Genomic DNA, 20,157 nt, shown 5'->3' on the forward strand with positions numbered 1-20,157 from the left:
GCCATCTGCGGGGTGGGGCTCGCACGTTGCGGCGTGGAGACCTCCTGCCATGCACCGTCCCCCGGCCTGCATGTCGGCGGTGGCCACCTCCCCCTCCCGATTTGTGATTGTCCGCGCGGCCGGTCGCCTGTCAAGGCGCGGTGGATCAGTCGTCGACAGGTGGCCTGTTCGCTGTCCGAGGGGGCGCCTTGACAGCCGCCCGGCCGCGCTTAAAACCTCGGCAACTATCGGGAGGGGGAGGCGGTGTGGAGGCGCATCGGGTGCGCTGCGTCGCCGGGCTGCGGCCCCAGCGTGGGGCGGGCGGCCACCTTTGACGACCGGTGACCACGCTTCAAGGTTCCTATATCGCACCAAATCGGGGCATTGGGGCGCCCGAATGCCTATTGGCTTTGCGTCAAAAGAACCAAATGGCCACATGTTGCCATCTGGTTCTTTTGAAAACCGTTGTCAGTGAGAGATGAGAGGTCGGCGACCGCAGCCCGGCAGCGCGGCACACTCGGCGTGAAGCCGCGCCGCCCACCACGCTGGGACCGCAGCCCGGCAGCGCGGACCCAGGCACGCGCGCGTTCACACCCCGCGCCCCTCCCGATAGCTGCCGGGTTGTCTGCGCGGGCGGGCGGCTGTCAAGCCGCCCCCAACAGCACGCGACAGGCCACCTGTTCGTAGGAGATCCATCGCGGCTTGACAGCCGTTCGGCCGCGCGGACCATCAAATCCGGGGCGCCAGGCCACCGCCGGCAGACGGGCCGGGGGACCGTGCATGGTCTTCGACGTCCACGCTGCAACAGGCGAGGCCGGCAACGCGGATGGCGGCTGGCTCGCACGCCGACGACGCGCCGCCGCGACGGAGTGGGCCGACCCCCCGTACACCTCAGGTCAGCCCGCTGCGCGAACGGGCAGCCGGGCGCACCCTGAGGGCAGCCCCGGCGCACCTTTCGGCTCCCGGCCCGTGTCCGCCAGCGTGGATCGGTCACCCCGAGAGGAGAACGCGCCGATGGGCAACTGCGAAGCCTGCGGGCATCCGTGCAGTCAGGACGAGAGCTTCTGCGGCGCGTGCGGGGCGTACCTTGCGTGGGACTCTGCGGCGGATGCGAACGGCTCGGTGCAGGCAGCTGCCCCGAGTGCAGGCGTGGCCGCGTCAGCGTCGACGTCCGCGGTTGCCCAGAGTTCGTCGGTGATCGTCCCGGCGTCTGGGCGCGCCGAGTCGGCTCCGAGCGAGGCCTCATCGGCAGGACGGTTGTCGGCACCTCCCGCGCCCACCTCGTCGCCCTCCCGACGCGTCGAGCGGCCCGTCGAGCCCGTTGAGCGTGTCGTGCCTCCGCAACCGGTTACGCCACCGGCCTCCGCAGAGTCCGGACCCGGATCGCCGGTGGTCGAGGCGGGGCGTGGGAGCGGGCATGACGGCGGCGTGGCTTGTCCCGCTGGTGATGGACCGCGCCCGTCAGGCGCTACAGGCACTACAGTTCCGCGCCCTCAGGCGAATGAGCGCGCTGCCGGACGCCCCGAACACCCCTCGCCAGCTGACGAGTCGAACGGACAGGTTGAGGCAGCCGCTCCCGTCGTTGTGCCGCCGCGTCCGACGGGCGGCGGGAGCACAGCGCCCGTCGCTCCCAGCGGTGTTCCGCCCGCCGGGCCTGCGGCCGCTGTGCCGCCGCCCCCGACCGGCGTTCCCCAGGGTCCCGGCGCCGCCACGCCGGCCAGGCCGAGTGAAGCCCCGCCCGTCCGTGCGGCCGCCGCACCGGTCCGACCCGGTGAGGCCCCACCCACCCCACCTGCTGCCGCAGCGCCTCCGCGTCCGACCAATGCTCCCGTGACCACAGGGGTGACGGCGGCGCCCGTTCGACCCGGTGAGGCTCGGCCTGCCGCGTACGCGTCCGCACCCGCCCCGGCTCCGGTCGCTCGCGTCGTCGAGGACCGGCCTCCCGCGCCCGGTGAGCTCGTGTGCCCGTCCTGTGGTGCCGGGAACGCCCCCGAGCGGCGGTTCTGCCGACGGTGCGGGGCTGCGCTCGCCGAGGCGCCGGTCGCGGCGCGGCCGTCGTGGTTCCGGCGGCGGCGTACGCACGTCGCCGGCGACCGGCCGCGCCAACGGCGGCTGCGCAGGCCCAGGTTCATCGTTCCGGGTGTGTTCATCGGGCTGCTCGCGGCGCTCGCCGCCGTGTTCCACGGGACGATCGCTGGGTGGGTCGACACCGTTAAGGACCGGTTCTCCGACCCGCAGCCGATCCACGCCGACGCGGTGCGCGCGTCTAGCGAGGACCCCGCGCACCCGGCCGCGCTCGCCGTCGACGGGACGAGCGACCGCTACTGGTCCCCGGCCGTTCCCGGCTGTGGCCAAGGCCAGTACCTGGAAGGCGACTTCGCCAACGCCTTCCGACTCACCGACATCGTCGTGCACCCCGGCGTGTCGACGGTGCCGGAGCAGTTCCTCGCCCAGGCCCGGCCCCGGGTGCTGCAGTTCACCGTCACCACGTCCGACGGGCGCACGGTGAACCGGTCGTTCACGCTCACCGACAAGCCCGGCGAGCAGAAGTTCCACCTCGCCCTCGGCGACGTCGTGCGCATCCGGGCCACGGTCGGCGCCTGTTACGGCGAGACGGCCGACCGGCGGGTCGCCATCGCCGAGGTGGAGTTCTTCAAGAGGCCCTGACCTCCCGCCGGTTCGTCGTCGATGCCGAGCGAGGCGAGCATCCGTCGGTGGTCCCGACGGGCGCGTTCGGCGGCCGCGCGGTCGCCGGTGGACTGGTGTGCCGCGGCCAGTGCGTGCCAGGCTGCGTCCCGGAACGGGTCGATGTCCAGGCTGCGTGCGGCCGCCCGCACGGCCACCGCCGCGCGCCCGCGCCGCAGTTCGATCTCCGCCAGGCCCAACGCCGCACCGGCGGCCTCGCGCCGGTAGTGGTCCCGGTGCTCCAGCACCCACTCGGCGGGCCCGTCCTCCGGAAGGAGCTCGCCGCGGTAGGCGTCGAGCGCGACGCCGAGTTCGCGCGCGGCGCGCTCGTCGTCGCCCTGGCCACGGGCACGACGGGCGGCGGCCACGGCGTCCTCGAAGCGCTTGAGGTCGCAGACGGCGTCCGTGAGGTCCAGGCGGTACGTCTCACCGGACCGCACGACGAGCCGTGCCGCGCCGCGTCCGACCCCGGGCTCGAGGAACGTGCGGAGTGCCGACACCGCGACCTGCAGGTTGTGCGCGGCGGCCCGCTCGCCCCGGTCCGGCCAGAACGCCTCGATCAGCCGCTCCCGATGCACGGGGCGCCCGGCGTGCACGGCCAGCAACCGCAGCAGCGCCCGCGCCCGGGGCCGGATGGATGACCAGTCCAGTTCCCGGTCGGGCAGCGTGAGCCCGAACGCCCCGAAGCACGTGACCCGCAGACTCGGCGAAGGCGGCCCGAGCACGGCTAACGCCGCAACAGACCGAGGCCCACCATCCCGCTGCCCAGGCACATACCCCCGCCCCGACAAACCGGCCCCCTCCGACGAGTCAGCTCCCTGAGCCGAGCCCGCCCCCAGACGAGTGCCGATGCCTGCACGAGTGGCGACGCCGGGACCAGTACCCACCCCCGGACCGGTGCCCCCGTCCGGACGAGTGCCCATGCCCAGACCGGTGCCCCCGCCCGGACGATTTCCCGCGCCCCGATGAGTGCTCACACCGGTGACTGCGCTCGCGCCGCTGTCAGAACTGTCCCACCCACCCGGGCCCACGTCAGGGCCCATGCCGGAGCGGCCCGATGTGCGGGCGTCTGCCGACGAACTGGGCCCCTCCGACGAGTCCGCGCCGAGACGAGTGCCTGCGCCTGTCCCGTGCCACGGTTCTGCGGCCATGCCGATGCCCGCGTCCGGTCCTGTCCACGCGTCGTCGGCCTGACCCGCCGTGGCGGGGGCGGGCCGCGGTTGCCGGTGCGCCGGTGGGGTGTCCGACGGAGTGCTGGGGCCGTGGGTGGGGCCGAGGCGGCCTGTGCGGCGTGATGTGTCGACGGCTCCCCACGCGCTGGAGTCCTCCGACGGGTTCCCGTCGAGACGAGTGCCTGCGCCTGTCCCGTGCCACGGTTCTGCGGCTATGCCGATGCCTGCGCCCGGTCCTGTCCACGCGTCGTCGGCCTGACCCGCCGTGGCGGCGTCGGGTCGCGGTCGCAGGTTCGCCGGCGGGGTCTCCGACGGAGTGCTGGGGCCGTGGGTGGGGCCGAGGCGGCCTGTGCCGCGTGATGTGTCGACGGCTCCCCACAAGCCGGCGCTGTCCGACGCATCAGCGCCCAGGAGATCGTTCGTGCCTGGATGCGCGCCCGCGCCCTGCCGCCCCAGGGCCGTCGTGTCGGGGCGAGTGCCTGAGCCGCCCCAGCCGTCTGCGGTGCTCCTGCCGTGGGAGCGCGACCTCTCCGTCACCCGCGCGTTGCTCATGCTCGTGCCTGAGCTGTGCCACGCACCGTCGGTCAGGCCTTCGCGCGCGTCTGGACTGCCGGGCACTCCGGCGGACACGTGTGCGCCTGCTGCGGTCGTGCGCTCCCACGCGCTGGAACCTGTGCTCGCGCTCATGACTGAGCCCTGCCAGGTCCGGCCCGGGGGAGTGCCTGAGCCGTCGTCCCATCCGTCTGCGGTGGTGTCGATGTGAGAGCTCGAGCCCTCTGCCGCCTCCGCGTTGCTCGCGCGTGTGCCTGAGCCGTGCCACGTCAGGGGCGTCGTGCGGGCGCGAGTGCCTGAATCCTCACGCCCGTGCGTGCGCTCGCTCGCGCTGATGTCCGAGCCGTCCCATGTGCCCGCGCTTGTGCCGCTGCGGGCTCCGGTGTCTGCGTCTGCGCGCTCCCATGTGCCGGCACCCGCGCGCCTGCGTTCGATTCCGACCGCGTCCGGGCGGGGGCCGATGGCCGTCCGCGGCTCGTCACAGACGCGTGCGGCGCCGGAGTCCGGTCGTGCTCGTTCGTCCGTGGGACCGCGTTCGGGCCGGAGCTCGTGGGGCCTCGTGCCCTCCCGCGCCCCGAGGCGTCCCGTGCGGGGGTCGGACCAGAGGCGGTTGCCTGGCGGGGTGTCGACGGCGTGTGTCTCGTCGTGGCTCGGCGGTGGGGTCGGGTGCCAGGGGGCTGTTGGTGTTGTCGCGCCGAGGCGGTGGGTGACTGCGGCGGAGTCCGGGGTTCGGCGGCGGGTGGTGGCGGTCCAGGTGGTGGTGCGCCAGCCTCCTACGGTGCGGCTGCGGTCGCGGGCTCGGAGGTGTTCCCGCAGGACCGGCACGCAGCGGTAGCCGCCGTCGTCCGGGTCGACCAGGCGGTATTCGCGGGCGAGTTCGTCGAGGCGCCAGGCGCTTGTCGAGCTGCCGAGGACGGTGTCGCAGCGGTCGGCTTCCAGGCGTTCGAGGCCGCTGGTGCGTTCGAGGAACTGGACGAGCGGGGACGGGGTGTCGCGCAGGACGGCGCGGTCGAGGTAGCCCGCGGTGGTCGCGGGGAGCGGGGTCTTGCTGTACGCGCCCGGGGACAGTCGGACCAACGCGGGCCAGCCGCCCGTGTGTTCGGCGACGCGGGCGACTTCGGCCCGGTCTGCGGGGGTCGCCCCCGCGCGGTCGTAGTGTTCGTGGATCTCGTCGCGGCTCATCCGGAGTTCCGGCGGCCCGACGATCGCGGTGTCGGCGAGTTCGGCGCGGGTCAGGTTGAGGGCCGGCATGCGGCGGCCGGCGGCGAGTACCGCGAGGTTGGCCGGGGCGTGCAGGGCGAGGTCCTCCAACGCGGCCTCGGTGTCGGACCCGTGGACGAGGTGGACGTCGTCGACCACCACCAGCACCGGGTCGCGGTGCCGTTCCGCGCGGTGCAGCAGGTCGTCGACGTCGCCGCCGGGTGTGGTCGCCGTCCCGCCCGGGAGCTGGCCGACGAGGACGTCCACCAGGCCGGTCACCGCCGCCCCGGTGCGCCGCGGGCGCCACCGCAGCACCAGGCCGACGTGGTCGGCGGCGATCTGGTCGACGAGGGTGCTCTTGCCGTATCCGGCCGGGGCCACCAGCAGGGTGAGCGGGCTGCGCCGGGGTTGGGCGAGCCGCCTCAGCAGCCGGGTCCTCGGGATGGCGTCGGTGTGCGGCGTGGCCGATACGTGTCCGCGCATGCGGCATCCCCCTTTCCCCCGCCCGGCGGGGACGGTGCCGGGCGAGCCCCTGCGGCACGCGGCATCCCCGTCAGCCCCGTGCGGAGGCACCGCCCTCGGACCGCTCAGGCAAGGGCGGTGCCCGTGAGGGAAGATCCCCGATTCCAGGTAGGTGACGCATGAGTAGCCCACTACCTATTTGCCGTAGGACCGTTCCCCGAGCCGCAGGTCACGTGTCGAGACGCTGATCACCTGCGGGCCGGTTCCGGCGATGCGCCGCGACGCTCCGCATCGGTCCCGGTCGGTCCCGATCAGTCGCCATCAGTCCGTCTCGATCACTCGCAGCGCCGCCGAGGCCGCGTCGCGGACGCACCGCACCGGGTCGGTCTCGGCGATCCAGCGCAGCGACGGCACCGCGCGCGTATGCCGCACCCGCCCGAAGGCGGTCGACGCGCGGGCCCGTGTGCGGTGGCCCTCGTCGCCGAGGGCGAACAGCAGCGCGGACACCACCTCGTCGAGCTGCCGAGCCGCCTGTCCGGCCGACAGCGCGGTGGGCGGGGACTCCGGTTCGGCGGCCCAGCCGCGCCCCAGCGAGTCGGCGGCACGGGCCCGCACGCCCGGGTCGTCGTGCACCAGCAGCCGGCGCAGGTGGTGCAACGCGAAGTCCTCCCAGGGGAACTCGCCCAACATCCACGCCATGGCACGCGCCACGCGCACGGACGGGTCGCGGGTGTCCCGCACGAGCAGGAGAACGTCGTCCCAGCCGTCCTTCCCCAGGCGGGTCACGGCGCGTGCGGCGCGGTACCGGTCGTCGCGCGTGCCGAGTCCGTCCGTGACGATCCGCAAAAGGGCGGGCAACGCCCGTGGCGTCGCCACGCGTTCCAGGCCGAGCAGTGCGAACCGGAGGTCGGGCCCGGCCAGTTGTTCGACCAGGAACGGCACGAAGCGGGCATCGGCGGCCTCGGCGATCCGCCGCATGACGGAGGCGTCCCATGGCCGTTCCATCAGATACGTGAACGCCAGCGCGGCGTCGACGCACGGCGGTGTCCCGACCGTGCACAGCGCGGCGACCAGGGCCCCGACCGGGTCGAACCACGGCGGCCGGGCGAGCGCGGTCGCGCCGAGGCACGCCTCCGCGACGTCCAGCAGCGCCCGCTCCGCCTCGCCGCCCCCGATCATGCCGAGCGCCTGGAAGACCTCGGCCGCGCATCCGAGGCGGACCGTGCCGTCGGCCGACCGGGTCACCGACCCCAGGGCGCACGCGGCGAGCAGCGGCACCGCGCGGGTGTCGCCTAGCCGGCCGAGCAGCACCGCCGCCGCCGGGTACCAGTCGGCGCGTTCGGACAGCGCGCGCAGCGCGGCGTGCGCCGCCTCCGACGGGCGACGGTGGATCAGCTCGCACGCGATGTTGACGGGGTACTTGGCGCGCCCCGACTCCAGGGCCTCGATCAGGACGTCGAGCGGTGCGTGTGGTGCCTCGTCCCGGTTCAGCCACGCGTATGTGCGCGTGCCCTTCGCGGTGCCGCCGCCCGTCACCGCCCGGCCCCCGCGCCGCCGCCCGTCACCGGGTCTCCGCGCCGCCGTCCAGCCCCAGCAGTTCGATGGACGCCTCCCGCATCTCGACCTTGCGGATCTTGCCTGTCACGGTCATCGGGAACTCGTCGACCACGTGCACGTACCTGGGGATCTTGTAGTGCGCCAGCCGTCCCGCGCAGTACGCCCGGATCGACTCGCTCGTCGGCGCATCCGCGCCCGGCCGGACCTTGATCCAGGCCATCAGCTCCTCGCCGTACTTGGCGTCGGGCACGCCGATCACCTGGGCGTCGACGATGTCGGGGTGCGTGTAGAGGAACTCCTCGACCTCGCGCGGGTAGACGTTCTCGCCGCCGCGGATGACCATGTCCTTGATCCGCCCGACGACGGCCACGTAGCCGTCCGCGTCCATGGTCGCCAGGTCGCCCGTGTGCATCCAGCCGTCCGCGTCGACCGCCTCGGCGGTCTTGTCGGGCTCGTTCCAGTAGCCGGTCATCACCGAGTAGCCGCGGGTGCACAGTTCGCCCGGCGTGCCGCGCGGGACGACGTCGCCGGTGTCCGGCGCGACGATCTTGATCTCGACGTGCGGGTGAACGGCCCCGACGGTGGCGGTCCGCTGTTCGAGGCTGTCGTCGACACGGGTCTGCGTCGACACCGGCGAGGTCTCGGTCATGCCGTAGCAGATGGTGACGTCGGCCATGCCCATGTCGTCGATGACCCGCTTCATGACCTCGACCGGGCACGGCGCGCCCGCCATCACACCGGTGCGCAGCGTCGACAGGTCGTACGACGTGAAGTCCGGTTCGGCGAGTGCCGCGATGAACATCGTCGGCACGCCGTACAGCACGGTGCAGCGCTCCTCCGCGACCGTCCGCAGCGTCGCGGCGGCGTCGAACGCCGGGGCCGGGATCACGATGCACGAGCCGTGGGCGACGGCGCCCAGGTTGCCCATGACCATGCCGAAGCAGTGGTAGAACGGCACCGGCAGGCACACCCGGTCCTCGTGGGTCCACCGCTGGAGCTCGGCGACGAACCAGCCGTTGTTGAGGATGTTGCGGTGCGAGAGCGTGGCGCCCTTGGGGAAGCCCGTCGTGCCGGACGTGTACTGGATGTTGATGGGGTCGCCGGGGGCGAGCTCCGCCGCTGCCTCGGCGAGCGCCGACGCGTCGAGTGCCCGCCCGGCGGCGACGACGTCGTCCCAGTCCGGTCCGTCGAGGAACACGACCTGTTCGAGGTCGGGGCACGCGGCCCGGGCCTGCTCGACCATCGCCCGGTAGTCGCTGGTCTTGAACGCCGGCGCGGACACCAGCATGCGGATGCCGGCCTGCCGCAGTACGTACTCCAGCTCGTGGGTGCGGTACGCCGGGTTGATGGTCACCAGGATCGCGCCGATCTTGGCGGTCGCGAACTGCGTCAGCACCCACTCGGCGCGGTTCGGCGACCAGATCCCGACCCGGTCGCCGCGCCGGATCCCGCGGGCGAGCAGGCCGAGCGCGAAGGCGTCGACGGCCGCGGCGAGTTCGCGGTACGTGTAGCGCAGCCCGGCGGCGCGGTCGACGAGCGCGGGCCGGTCCGGGTGGGTCGCGGCGGTGCGGTCGAGGTTCGCGCCGACGGTCTCGTCCAGCAGCGGCGAGTCCGTCGGCCCGGACGCGTACGACAGCGCGTGCTGCATGGTGACCTCCGCAGTCGGGCGGGCGGGCATTGCGCCCGATTCGAGGGCAACCTACCCGCCCGCCCCGTCGGAGGTCAGGCCGTTACGGCATCGTTTTCGGTGACCGCGGGAGGCGTGGCGGGCGTGGCCTTGCGCATGGTGGCCTCGGCGTCCTTGTCGCGGACCGTGAGCGCGGCCAGCGCGCCGAGCACCGCGATGCCGGCGGCGGTCCAGAACGCCGCGCGGTACGCGTCAAGGTTCGGCGTCGACACCCCGCCCGCGCCGGTGGTGAACACGCCGACCCCGGCCATCACGGTGGACAGGACCGCGATGCCGAGCGCCGAGCCGACCTGCCGCTGGGTGCTGAACAGCGTCGAGGCGCTGCCGCTGTCCTCCGGCTTGGTCCTGGCGAACGCGGCGGCCTGCATCGGGATCATGTTGAACGCGAGCGAGACGCCGGTGAAGAACAGGATGCCGACGTACGCGACCGGCGGGGTGTCCGCGGTGACCCGGGTCAGCAGCACGCCCGCCACCGCGATGCCGGTCAGGCCGACCGCCATCAGGCGCTTCGGGCCGATCTTCGGGTAGATGCGGGAGACGACCTGCGAGGTGATCATCACGCCGAACGCCTCGGGGAAGGTCAGCAGGCCGGTCTTGAGCGCCGACCAGCCGAACGCCTGCTGGCACATCAGCGGGTAGACGAACAGCAGGCCGAGGAAGCCGGCCGAGCCCAGGAACGAGACCAGGTTGGTGCTGACGAAGAGGCGGTCCTTGTACAGCCGCAGGTTCAGGATCGGGTGGCTGGAGCGCAGGCCGTGCCAGATCATGGCGGCGAGCAGCACCAGGCCGGATATGCCGGTGCCGAGGATGAGCGGCGTACCCCAGCCCTTGTCGGAGCCCTCGCTGAGCGCGTACATCAGCAGCGCGAGCCCGGCGCCGGAGAGCGCGAAGCCGAGCAGGTCGAGGCGGCCGGCGGCCGGCTCGCGGTGCTCGTCCAGGAACAGCAGTCCGAACACCAGGGCGAGCGCGCCGACCGGCAGGTTGATGAAGAACACCCAGTGCCACGAGGCCTTGTCGACGAGCAGGCCGCCGAGCACCGGACCCAGCGCGGGGGCGATGGCGGTCGGGATCATCAGGACGCGGGACGCGCGCACCCGCTCCTCCGGCGGGAAGGCCCGGAACATCATGGCCATGCCGACCGGCGTGAGCATGCCGCCGCCGACACCCTGGAGGATGCGGAACAACACGAGCTGGTCGAGGCTCTGCGCGAGCCCGCACAGCGCCGAGGCGCCGGTGAAGATGGCCAGCGCGACGAGGAAGACCCGCTTGGTGCCGAACCGGTCGCCCAGCCAGCCGGACGCGGGGATGAACACCGCGAGGCTGACGAGGTAGCCGACCGAGACGGTGCCCAGCTGCGACGAGTGGACGCCGAAGTCCGCGCCGATCGAGGGCAGCGCGACGTTGATGATCGTGATGTCCAGGATGTTCACGAACATCGCGGCCACGAAAACCGCGCCGACCACGACCTTCTGGTTCAGCGCGGGCAATCGGCGGGATGACGACGTCACAGACATCACAAGGCCGCTCCTCGGACTCGACGGGGTGTTGCGCGATTGCGCCGATGGAGCGCAACAAACGAGGCCCGGCGGAATGTTCCGCCGGGCCGCGCTTTGTGGCTCATGACACACGTGTTTCAGTCCACGAGTGTTTCAGTGCCCGCCGAGGGGCGTGTCAGGCAGTGCCGGAGCCGACCGGCACCGGCACCGCGGACTCAGTGCTCGCCCTCCTGGCGCGGCTCGACGCCGAGCACCGCGCACGCCTCGTTGTACATCCGCACGATCTCGACCCGCACCTCGCGGCGCTCGGTCAGCGGCCGCGCCCACGGCACCCGCACGTCCACCTCGGCACCGTCGACCACCGCGACCCAGTCGGCGCCGGTGCCGTCCAGGCCGGTCATCCGCGCCGAGGTCGCGGCGGCCTGGCCGCCGAGCGCACGCGAGATGAGCAGGTTGTCGTCGGGGTGGTCCTCGTTCATGTGCTTGCAGACGGCCGCGATCACATCCGGGCCGAACGGGTTGGCGGTGGTCATGGTCGTCGCCTCCGGCGAAGAGCGTGGACTGTCGTGGGCGGTACGGGCGGCGGACCAGGCCGGTCCGGCACGGTCAGGCCTGGTTCTTGCGGCGCTTGGCGAACGCGTAGGCCCCGGCGCCGATCACGAGGACGCCGACGACGACGAAGATCGTGACGATCACGCCGGTGTGGGACGAGTCGCTGCTGTCGTCCTTGCTCGCCGAGCGGTCGGGCAGGCTCGCGCCCGGCTGCGGCGGGACGCTCTCCGCGCCCGGGCCGAGGTCGCCCCCGGCGCTCGGCGCGGCGGTCGGCGGGGTGCCGCCCGGTGCGGGCGGCATCGAGCCGGGGCCGCCCGCGTTCTCCTGCGGCTTGGCCGGCAGCGACGGCGCGACGCCGCCCGTGAAACCGATCGCGGCCAGCGCCTCCTGCGTGCGGTCCTTGCCGTTGCCGACCCGGCTGGTCTGCACGGCGCACGGGATGGCCGTGCAGTCGGTGCCGCCGAACTTCGCGGCCGCCTTGATCTCCGCGACGAAGCCGCCGCCGGCGTCGACCGAGGCCATCTTGAAGTTCGCCATGTCGCACGCCTTGCCGGCCGGCTGCGCCGGGTCGCACACCACGACGAAGAGCTGCACGCCCGGAATGAACCCCTTGCCGGAGACGGTGAGCGTCTCGCCGGCGGGGTTCAGATCGGTGGCCTTCGACACGGTGATCGACGCGGTGTCGGCATGTGCGGGGGTCGCGGCGACCACCAGCCAGGCGGCCAGCAGCGCGAGCGTGAGGAACGGGGCGGCGAGTATTCCCGCTGCGCGCGAGCGGCGGGTCGAGACTGTGGTCACTACGGCTAACTCCCAGGTCAACGGGCTGTACACCGGCGTACGTTCGTTGCGGAGGTTAGGCTACCCTCATCAACATGGCGCGCATCGCTGGGGCCATCCCCCGAACCCCTTGGGGCCTGAGAATGCCACCGCCGACATCGTTCCGACAAGATGTCGGCAAGTTCTTGACGGCGCCGTACGGAGCCCAACACACTGCGGATCGGCAGCTTGTCGTACCGACACCGCCTGGCGCCGCCGTTTCGCGGTTGTCCAGGGGCCGTTCCAAGGGGACTCACACGATGACCACCACCGAAACCACCGGGCAGACCGCCGCTGAGGAGACGTTCTCCGCAACGATCCGCAGGCGTTCCTGGTCGGGTCACCAGAGTGCCGAGGGCGAGGGCTTCCTCGACGTCCTGATGCGCGGCGGTCTCACCCGCGAGGCGTACACCGCGATGGTCGCCCAGCACTACTGGGCCTACGAGGTGCTGGAGCAGGCGTCCGCCGTGATGCGCGGGAACGACGTGGCGGCGCCGTTCTGCCCCGAAACGCTGGACCGCATGGCCGCGCTCGAGGCCGACCTGGCCTTCCTGGCCGGCGACGGCTGGCGCGAGACGTACCCGGCGAGCGCCTCCACCGTGCGCTACATCGAGCGCATAAAGGAGAAGTGCTTCGACTGGCCGGGCGGCTTCGTCGCCCACCACTACACCCGGTACCTCGGCGACATGTCGGGCGGCCAGCACATCGCCAAGGTGATGCGCCGGCACTTCGGCCTGACCGGCCACGACGGCACCGAGTTCTACAACTTCGAGGCGGTCGGCGACCTGGACGCCTTCAAGACCGCCTACCGCACCGCCCTGGACACCGCGCCGTGGGACGACGAGGAGAGGGAGAGCATCATTCAGGAGGTGCTCTACGCGTACGAGGTCAACGGCGCCGTGCTCCGCGAGCTCGGCGACGAGATGGAGCAGTGGCGCAAGGCGGGCTGACACCCGGCCGCACGCCGGTACTGGCCGTGAGGTGGGATGGCGGAGTACACCTACTCCACCCCCGCCTCACGGCTGCCTAAAGGAGAGCGAGCGCGAAGCGCTCTCGAATATGGGCGGTGGGGGGCGACGGGCGGGCGGGCGGCGACATCAGAGGCAACTCAACAGGAGCGGACATGGCCACGTACATCCTGCGGCGCGCCCTCGGCGTGCTTGTGGTGATGTTCGCCGTCGTCAGCGGCATGTTCCTGCTCCTGCACGTCTCGCCGGTCTCCCCGGTCAACCAGCTCGCCCCGCAGATCGCCGCCGACCCCGTCGCGCGCGCCGCGTTCGAGCACGCGCACGGCCTCGACCGGCCGCTGGTCGTCCAGTACGGCGACTACCTCGGCGGCCTGCTCACCGGCGACATGGGCACATCGCTGTACGACGGCTCCGACGTCGCCGACCAGGTCGGCCGCGCGCTGCCGGTCTCCCTCGAACTCGGGTTCCTCGCCGCGCTGCTGGCCGGCATACCCGCCGTCCTGCTCGGCACGTGGTCGGCACTGCGCCAGGGCCGCACGGTCGACCACGTCACGCGCGTCGTCACCGTCGTCGCGATGTCGCTGCCCGGCTACTGGCTCGCCGTGCTGCTGCTGGTCTCCGTCGACGACCCCGACTACCTGCCCAGCGCGGGCGGGTTCGTGCGCTTCGCCGAGGACCCGGTCCGCAACGTGCAGGTGCTGCTGCTGCCCGCGCTCGTCCTCGGGCTGGGCGCGTTCGCGATGGTCACCCGCTCGCTGCGCGGCGGACTGGTCGAGGCGTACGCGTCCGACCACGTCGCGTTCGCCCGCGCCATGGGCTCCTCGCGCACCCAGGTGCTGCGCCGGGTCGCGCTGCGCGGCGCCGTCGTTCCCACTCTCACCGTGGCCGGCGTGCTCATCGGCGGCCTGCTGTCCGGCACCGTGCTCGTCGAGAACGTCTTCCAGATCCCCGGGCTCGGACAGCTCATGGTCACCGCGTTCCAGCGCCAGGACTACCAGCTCGCGCTCGGCGGCTGCGTCGCCACCGCGGCGATCTTCCTGCTCCTGAACCTCGTCGTCGACCTGCTGTACCTCGTCGTGGACCCGCGCACCCGACAGGGGCTCGCCCGTGCCTGAAAGACCACGTCTCCGCGCGCGCCACCTGCGCCACCTCGGCGTCGCGGGATGGACCGGCCTCGTCCTCGTCCTCCTCTACCTGCTGGTCGCCACCGTCGGCCGCCTGCACGGCAGCCCGACCGAGCTGGTGACGCTCGGCCCCGAGGCGCCGTCCGCCGCGCACCCGTTCGGCACCGACCACCTCGGCCGCGACCTGCTCGCCCGCACCGCCGAGGGCGCGTGGACGTCGCTGTGGATCTGCCTGACCTCGGTCGGCTTCGCGGTCGTCGTCGGCACCGCGATCGGCATGACCGCCGGCTACCGCTACGGCGGTCGGCTCGACACGCTGCTCATGCGCGGCGTCGAAACCGTCCAGGCGCTGCCGCAGTTCATCTTCGTCATGTTCGTCATCGGCCTCATGGGCACCGGCGACATGCACTTCGGCCCCGTCACGGTCGGCAACGGGCTGCGCGTCGCCCTCGCCATCGGCGTCGGCTTCGTGCCCTACTTCGCCCGCGTCGCGCGCGGCGCGACCGTCGTCGAGATGCGCGAGGACTACGTCGTCAACCTGCGCGGCCTCGGAGTGCCCGCCCGCGAGATCGTCTTCCGCGAGGTGCTGGTCAACGTCCTGCCGCCGGTGCTCGGCCAGGCCTTCCTCGCCATGGCCATCGCGGTGTTCGCGGAGGGCGGCCTCAGCTTCCTCGGCCTCGGCGTCCCCGCGCCGCACCCGACGCTCGGCAACCTGGTCGCCGACGCCGGCGGCCAGATCCTCGGCGACGCGTGGTGGTACGCGACCCTCCCCGGCACCGTCCTGGTGCTCGGCATCCTCGGCTTCAACCTGCTCGGCGAGGCGTACGGCGAGCGCGACCGGAACCGCGGCACCCGCTTCGCGCGTTCCCCGCGCGGCGGCGGCACCCCCGCGGTGCCCGCCGTACCCCCGAAAGCGACCGTGACAGAGGAGACGACGTGACGCCCGGACCGTGGTGGGCCCGCACGAGGACGACCGGCGGAGCGGACCCGGCGCACGCCGGGCCGAGCCGGCGCGGCTTCCTCGGCATGACCGCGGCCCTCGCGCTCGGCGGCACCGGGCTGCTCACCGCGTGCTCCGGCGGCGACTCCGGCGCGCGCGTCGCCGACCGGCACAAGGACGGCGTGCTGCGCATCGGCGTAGCGGCCGCGCCGTCCAACCTCAACCCGCTCGACTCCGGCGCCGAGGTCACCCGGTGGATCGCCGAGGCGGTGATGGAGAGCCTCTACGCGTACGACGACCAGCTCAACTCGGTGCCGCTGCTCGCCGACGGCGAGCCGCAGATCTCCGCCGACCAGCTGACCTGGACGATCCGCCTCAAGACCGGGATCACCTGGCACAACGGCGCGCCGTTCACTGCCGACGACGTCGTCGCCACCCTCGTCCACATGCTCGACCTGTCCGCGGGCAGCGAGTGGATCACCTACATGCTCGGCTACGTGCAGTCGTTCGAGAAGGCCGACGACCGCACCGTCCGCATCGTGCTCGCCAAGCCCTACGGCCTGCTGCGCTCCCACCTGACGAACCTGCCCGTCACCCACAAGGACTTCGTGACCCGCAAGGACACGATGATGGGCACCGGGCCCTACAAGCTCGACACGTACGTGCCGGGCCAGAGCTTCACGATGTCCCGCTTCGACGCCTACCACGGCGGCCAGTTCCGCGCGCCGTTCGCCGACGTGCCCGGCGGCGCCGCGTTCAAGGGCATCGAGTACACCGTCTTCACGGACGGCAACACCCGCGCGATCAGCCTCAAGCAGGGCAAGATCGACCTGATCACCTCGCCCGCGCAGACCACCGTCCAGAAACTCAAAGAGGCCAAGGAACTCGCCGTCACCTCGACGGTCGCGCCGCTCGACGTGCTCACCTACGTGCTCGTCGCGCGCGAGCCGTTCAGCGACGAGAACTTCCGCAAGGCCGTGGCCCACTCGATGGACCGCGACGGCGTGCTCCAGCGCGTGTACGGCGGCCGCGGCACCCCCGGACAGGGCCCCATCGGCCCCGGCGAACTCGGCCACGACCAGGCGCTGTCCGTCTACCCGGCCACCCCCGATCTGGCCAAGGCCAAGGAGTTCCTCGCCAAGGCCACCACCGCCAAACGCGACTTCACCCTCACCGTCGGCGCCAGCCAGACCGCCCGCGACATCGCGCAGGTGCTGGTCGCCGGATGGGCGAAGATCGGCCTGAACGTGCGCATCGAGCAACTCGCCGGCGGCCCGTGGTCCAACAAGTGGCTGTCGCGCGACTACGACATGCTCATGAACACCTTCTCCTCGGGGTTCACCTCGGGCCCGGCGAACTACCTGACGCTCGCGCCCGCGTCGTCGACCAACGTGCTGGCCTGCGGCTACAAGAACCCCGAGGTCGACAAGGCCATCGACACCGTGTGGCAGGCCACCGACCCGGCCGAGCGCACCGCCGCGCTGCGCACCGTCGACCGGATACTCGCCGAGGACGCCGTCATCTTCCCGCCCCTCTACCCCGAACTCGTCGTCGCGCAGCGCACCGAGCTCAGCCCGGTCAACCCCGCCCAGCTGAAGATCTGCCGGCTCGCGCCGCACACGCTGAGGTTCACCGGCTGACCGCCGCCCCGCAGACTGGAAGGACGTACTTTCGCCCGCCGACTCACCTTGATCACACCACCCCTTCTTCGGACGGACAGCCCCATGGCCACGACCCTCGAACCGGGCGCCAAGCCCGGCACGGCCGCCCCGCCGGACACCGCGTCCGACCCGTCGCCCGGCACCGGCCCGAACCCGGTGCCGCGGACGGCGCTGCTGCGCGTGCGCGAGTTGTCGGTGACGTACCCGTCGGCGCGCGGCGCGGTCCCGGCGGTGCGCGGGGTGTCCTTCGAGGTGCGCCCCGGCGAGGTGTTCGGCCTGGTCGGCGAGTCGGGCAGCGGCAAGAGCAGTGTGTGCTCGGCGATCCTCGGCATGCTGCCGGACGGCGCCCGCCTGGACGCCGAGGGCGTCGAGTTCGAGGGCCGCGACCTGGCACGGCTGCGCGAACGTGAGCTGCGCCCGATCCGCGGCCGCCGCATAGCGCTCGTGCCGCAGCAGCCGATGACGTCGCTGTCGCCGACCACGCCGATCGGCCGCCAACTGCGCTGGTACCTGGGGGAGCGGCTCGACGACCCGAGCGTCCGCGAGACCCTCGCCTCGATCGGCCTGGCCGCCGTGCTCGACCGCGGCCGCGACCTGCCCGGCGCGTTCTCCGGCGGCCAGTTGCAGCGCCTGGTGATCGCGATCGCCGCGCTCGCCCACGAGCCCGCCCTGCTGCTCGCCGACGAGCCGACCACGACGCTCGACGCGACGGTCCAGGCGCAGGTCCTCAAGCTGCTCCTGACGCTGCGTGAACAGCTGGGCCTGGCCGTGCTCTACGTCTCGCACGACCTCGCCGTGGTCTCGCAGCTGTGCGACCGGGTCGGCGTCATGTACGGCGGACGGCTGGTCGAAACCGCGCCGGTCGCCGAGCTGTTCGGCAACCCCCGGCACCCGTACACCCGCGCGCTGATCTCGGCGATGCCCGCGATGACGCCGGACGACCGGCCGCTGCGCCCGATCCCGGGCAGCGCCGAGGGCGCCAACCTGCTCCCCGGCTGCCCGTTCGCGCCGCGCTGCGCCGAGCGCGTGGCCGCGTGCGACACGGCGATGCCGGCCACCGTCCGGGTGGGCCGCACCCGGGTGGCCTGCCACCGAGTGCCCGACGAGGAGGCGAAGTGAGCGCCGCGAAACGGGCGATGACGGAAAGTCAGCCCGAACCGCAGGCAGCCGCGCGAGACGCCGTGCTTGGGACCGGGGTCGAAGGGGAACCGAGCGCGGCGCAGGCCGACAGCGCGGGTCCCGCTGTGACCCTGGGGGACACCGCGCCCGAGACGGACAGACGCGCCGCACAGGCCAACGGCGCGGGTCCCGCTGTGACCGTGGGGGATGTGGCCGACGAGCGGAACCACGGTGTCGACCCGCGGGTCGCGCCCGAGGCGGACGTGCATGGGGCGGAAGGCGACGGCGTGGGCGAGGCCGCCGTGGCGCGGATCGCGGCGCAGGCCGCTGCCGCGCGAGACGCCGTGCCGGCGCCGGGGGCCGGGGCGGGGGTCAGCGACGCGCGGGCCGCCGGCGGGCGTGTGCCCGTGCTGGCTGCCGATCAGCTCCGTCGGTACTTTCCCGTTCCGCGCCAGCTGGGCAAGCGCGGGCCGGTGCAGCAGGTGCACGCTGTCGAGGACGTGTCGTTCGACGTCGCGGCCGGCGAGATCCTGGCCGTGGTGGGGGAGTCCGGGTGCGGCAAGTCGACCGTCGCGCGCATGCTCGCGGGGCTGACCGAGCCGACCGTCGGCAGGGTCCTGGTCGACGGCGCCGAACTGCCCGCGCGGCGCACGCCCGAGCAGCAGCGCGTCGTGCAGCTGGTGACGCAGAACCCGCGCGCCGCGTTCAACCGGCGGCGCGGCATCCGGCACGCCCTGCACCAGCCGCTGCGCGTGCACGGCCTGGCGGCGGGCGCGCGTGAGCGCGAGGCGGCCGCGGTGGAGACGGTGCGGCGCGTCGGGCTGTCCGAGGAGCATCTGGACCGCATGCCGCGCGACCTGAGCGGCGGCGAGCTGGCCCGGCTGGTGCTGGCGCGGGCGCTGCTGGTGGGGCCGCGGGTGCTGGTGCTCGACGAGCCGACGGCGAGCCTGGACGCGAGCGTGAAGGCGACCGTCGTCAACCTGCTGCTGCGGCTGCGCGACGAGCTGGGGCTCGCGATCGTGGTGATCACCCACGAGATCGACATCGCGCGGCGGCTCGCCGACCGCGCCGCGGTCATGTACCTGGGCCGGGTCGTCGAGCTGGGCCCGGCGGCCGAGGTGCTGCACGCGCCGCGCCACCCGTACGCGCGGATGCTGCTCGCGAGCGTGCCCCGCCCGGACCCGACGCGCACCGGTCCCGCTCTCGCGGCGGACATGGCCGCCGACGGGGCCGGCGAGGTGCCGTCGGCGGTGACGCCGCCGTCGGGGTGCGCGTTCCATCCGCGCTGCCCGCTGGCGACCCAGGTGTGCGCTCAGGAAGTACCGGAGGAACGGATGCTCGGCGGCGTGCGCGTCATGTGCCACCACGCGGAGGACGCCGGCACGGAGACGGGTGCAGAGACGGCCGTGGAGACGGCCGTGGACGGGAGCGTCAGCGGCTCAGCAGCTGCCCGGTGACCAGCTCGGGCTCGACGACGAACACGTACGTGTCCTCGTGCCAGGCCGGCGGGAAGCGGTGCGTCAGCCGGGCGGCCTCGGCGACCGCGTCGACGCGGGCCGCGTACCCGGTGACGGTGACCGTCCAGCCGCTGCCCCGCGCCGCGTCGTAGTCGTCGGCCTGGAAGGCCAGGACGCTGTTGTGCAGGGCCGTGACCAGCCGCTCGTCGCCGACGATGCGGAAGACGATCCGACCGCGGTCGAGGAAGAAGTGCACCGGGCGGATCGCGGGGAGCGCTCCCTCGGTGAACACGACACGCCCGACCGGCACGCCGGCCATGAGGTGGAGGGCCTCGGCGGGGGCGAGCTCGTGGAGCACGGGGGCGGGTGTGGTCGTCATGTGTTCCAGGATCCCCGCGCGGCCCCCGGCCGGTCAGGGGCGAAAGTCCCCTTTGCGTCGAGCGGAGTGCCGGGCGAACCGTCGCCCGCGGGATGCCCGCGGGGCCGCGGGTGGGCGCCCCGAGTTTCCGCTCGGTGAACGCCGCGGAGCGGTCCACAAAACGATTCGCAATTTCGCGGATTGATCGAGTCGCGTGATTTAGCGGAATCCCAACCCCCGGTTGGCGGAGGGTGTTCGAGTGATCCCGCGCAGTGCTACTCGGAGTGGTACTCGCTGTGCACGGGAAAACCGGGCTATCGGTGAAACCGCGCCCCGCCGGGCCGCGTCCTGACTGCCAAGGGGGTGAGGGGA

General features: G+C 72.9%; 14 protein-coding genes and 1 pseudogene. 8 read left to right on the forward strand and 7 right to left on the reverse strand.

Annotated features, from left to right (window positions below):
• Positions 1-993: 993 nt before the first annotated feature.
• Both QI554_RS43520 and QI554_RS03825 read left to right on the forward strand, forming a co-directional pair.
• A pseudogene (locus QI554_RS43520) lies at positions 994-2,001 on the forward strand (hypothetical protein); the annotation flags it as partial.
• A 120-nt stretch (positions 2,002-2,121) separates the two neighbouring features.
• Complete coding sequence (locus QI554_RS03825; protein WP_281465805.1) at positions 2,122-2,646, forward strand: discoidin domain-containing protein; 525 nt, start codon at positions 2,122-2,124, stop codon at positions 2,644-2,646.
• Here the strand turns inward: QI554_RS03825 and QI554_RS03830 are convergent.
• The 6 genes from QI554_RS03830 to QI554_RS03855 form a co-directional block, all read right to left on the reverse strand.
• Entirely contained in the window at positions 2,583-6,071 is a 3,489-nt protein-coding gene (locus tag QI554_RS03830) for an AfsR/SARP family transcriptional regulator (protein WP_281465807.1), read from the reverse strand. The two genes, QI554_RS03825 and QI554_RS03830, sit on opposite strands and share 64 nt — an antisense overlap.
• Before the next feature lie 300 nt (positions 6,072-6,371).
• Positions 6,372-7,586: a HEAT repeat domain-containing protein gene (locus QI554_RS03835; RefSeq protein ID WP_281465809.1), complete on the reverse strand. Its 1,215-nt coding sequence runs from the start codon at positions 7,584-7,586 to the stop codon at positions 6,372-6,374.
• A gap of 25 nt (positions 7,587-7,611) precedes the next feature.
• Entirely contained in the window at positions 7,612-9,255 is a 1,644-nt protein-coding gene (locus QI554_RS03840) for an AMP-binding protein (RefSeq protein ID WP_281465811.1), read from the reverse strand.
• A 74-nt stretch (positions 9,256-9,329) separates the two neighbouring features.
• A complete protein-coding gene (locus QI554_RS03845; RefSeq protein ID WP_281465813.1) occupies positions 9,330-10,808 on the reverse strand; it encodes an MDR family MFS transporter in 1,479 nt (492 codons plus the stop codon).
• A gap of 197 nt (positions 10,809-11,005) precedes the next feature.
• The gene (locus tag QI554_RS03850; protein ID WP_281465815.1) at positions 11,006-11,323 is read right to left on the reverse strand and encodes a DUF2470 domain-containing protein; all 318 of its coding nucleotides are present in this window, start codon (positions 11,321-11,323) and stop codon (positions 11,006-11,008) included.
• Between the two features lie 73 nt (positions 11,324-11,396).
• Positions 11,397-12,140, reverse strand: a complete 744-nt coding sequence (locus tag QI554_RS03855) for a neocarzinostatin apoprotein domain-containing protein (protein WP_281465817.1) — start codon at positions 12,138-12,140, stop codon at positions 11,397-11,399.
• A gap of 278 nt (positions 12,141-12,418) precedes the next feature.
• On the opposite strand from QI554_RS03855, the gene QI554_RS03860 reads away from it, so the two are divergent.
• From QI554_RS03860 to QI554_RS03885, 6 genes are all read left to right on the forward strand, one after another.
• A complete protein-coding gene (locus tag QI554_RS03860) occupies positions 12,419-13,108 on the forward strand; it encodes a biliverdin-producing heme oxygenase (RefSeq protein ID WP_281465819.1) in 690 nt (229 codons plus the stop codon).
• A gap of 173 nt (positions 13,109-13,281) precedes the next feature.
• A complete protein-coding gene (locus QI554_RS03865; protein ID WP_281465821.1) occupies positions 13,282-14,241 on the forward strand; it encodes an ABC transporter permease in 960 nt (319 codons plus the stop codon).
• Positions 14,234-15,190: an ABC transporter permease gene (locus QI554_RS03870; protein ID WP_281465823.1), complete on the forward strand. Its 957-nt coding sequence runs from the start codon at positions 14,234-14,236 to the stop codon at positions 15,188-15,190. Before QI554_RS03865 ends, QI554_RS03870 begins: the two co-directional genes overlap by 8 nt.
• On the forward strand, positions 15,187-16,830 hold the full coding sequence (locus QI554_RS03875; RefSeq protein WP_281465825.1) for an ABC transporter substrate-binding protein: 1,644 nt from the start codon (positions 15,187-15,189) through the stop codon (positions 16,828-16,830). Before QI554_RS03870 ends, QI554_RS03875 begins: the two co-directional genes overlap by 4 nt.
• 84 nt (positions 16,831-16,914) lie before the next feature.
• Complete coding sequence (locus tag QI554_RS03880) at positions 16,915-17,970, forward strand: ABC transporter ATP-binding protein (RefSeq protein ID WP_281465826.1); 1,056 nt, start codon at positions 16,915-16,917, stop codon at positions 17,968-17,970.
• A 209-nt stretch (positions 17,971-18,179) separates the two neighbouring features.
• A complete protein-coding gene (locus QI554_RS03885) occupies positions 18,180-19,427 on the forward strand; it encodes an oligopeptide/dipeptide ABC transporter ATP-binding protein (protein WP_281465828.1) in 1,248 nt (415 codons plus the stop codon).
• Here QI554_RS03885 and QI554_RS03890 read toward each other — a convergent pair.
• On the reverse strand, positions 19,402-19,806 hold the full coding sequence (locus tag QI554_RS03890; RefSeq protein WP_281465830.1) for a pyridoxamine 5'-phosphate oxidase family protein: 405 nt from the start codon (positions 19,804-19,806) through the stop codon (positions 19,402-19,404). The two genes, QI554_RS03885 and QI554_RS03890, sit on opposite strands and share 26 nt — an antisense overlap.
• Positions 19,807-20,157: the final 351 nt, after the last annotated feature.

It is taken from the genome of Yinghuangia seranimata, from assembly GCF_029953285.1.
Classification (GTDB): domain Bacteria; phylum Actinomycetota; class Actinomycetes; order Streptomycetales; family Streptomycetaceae; genus Yinghuangia; species Yinghuangia seranimata.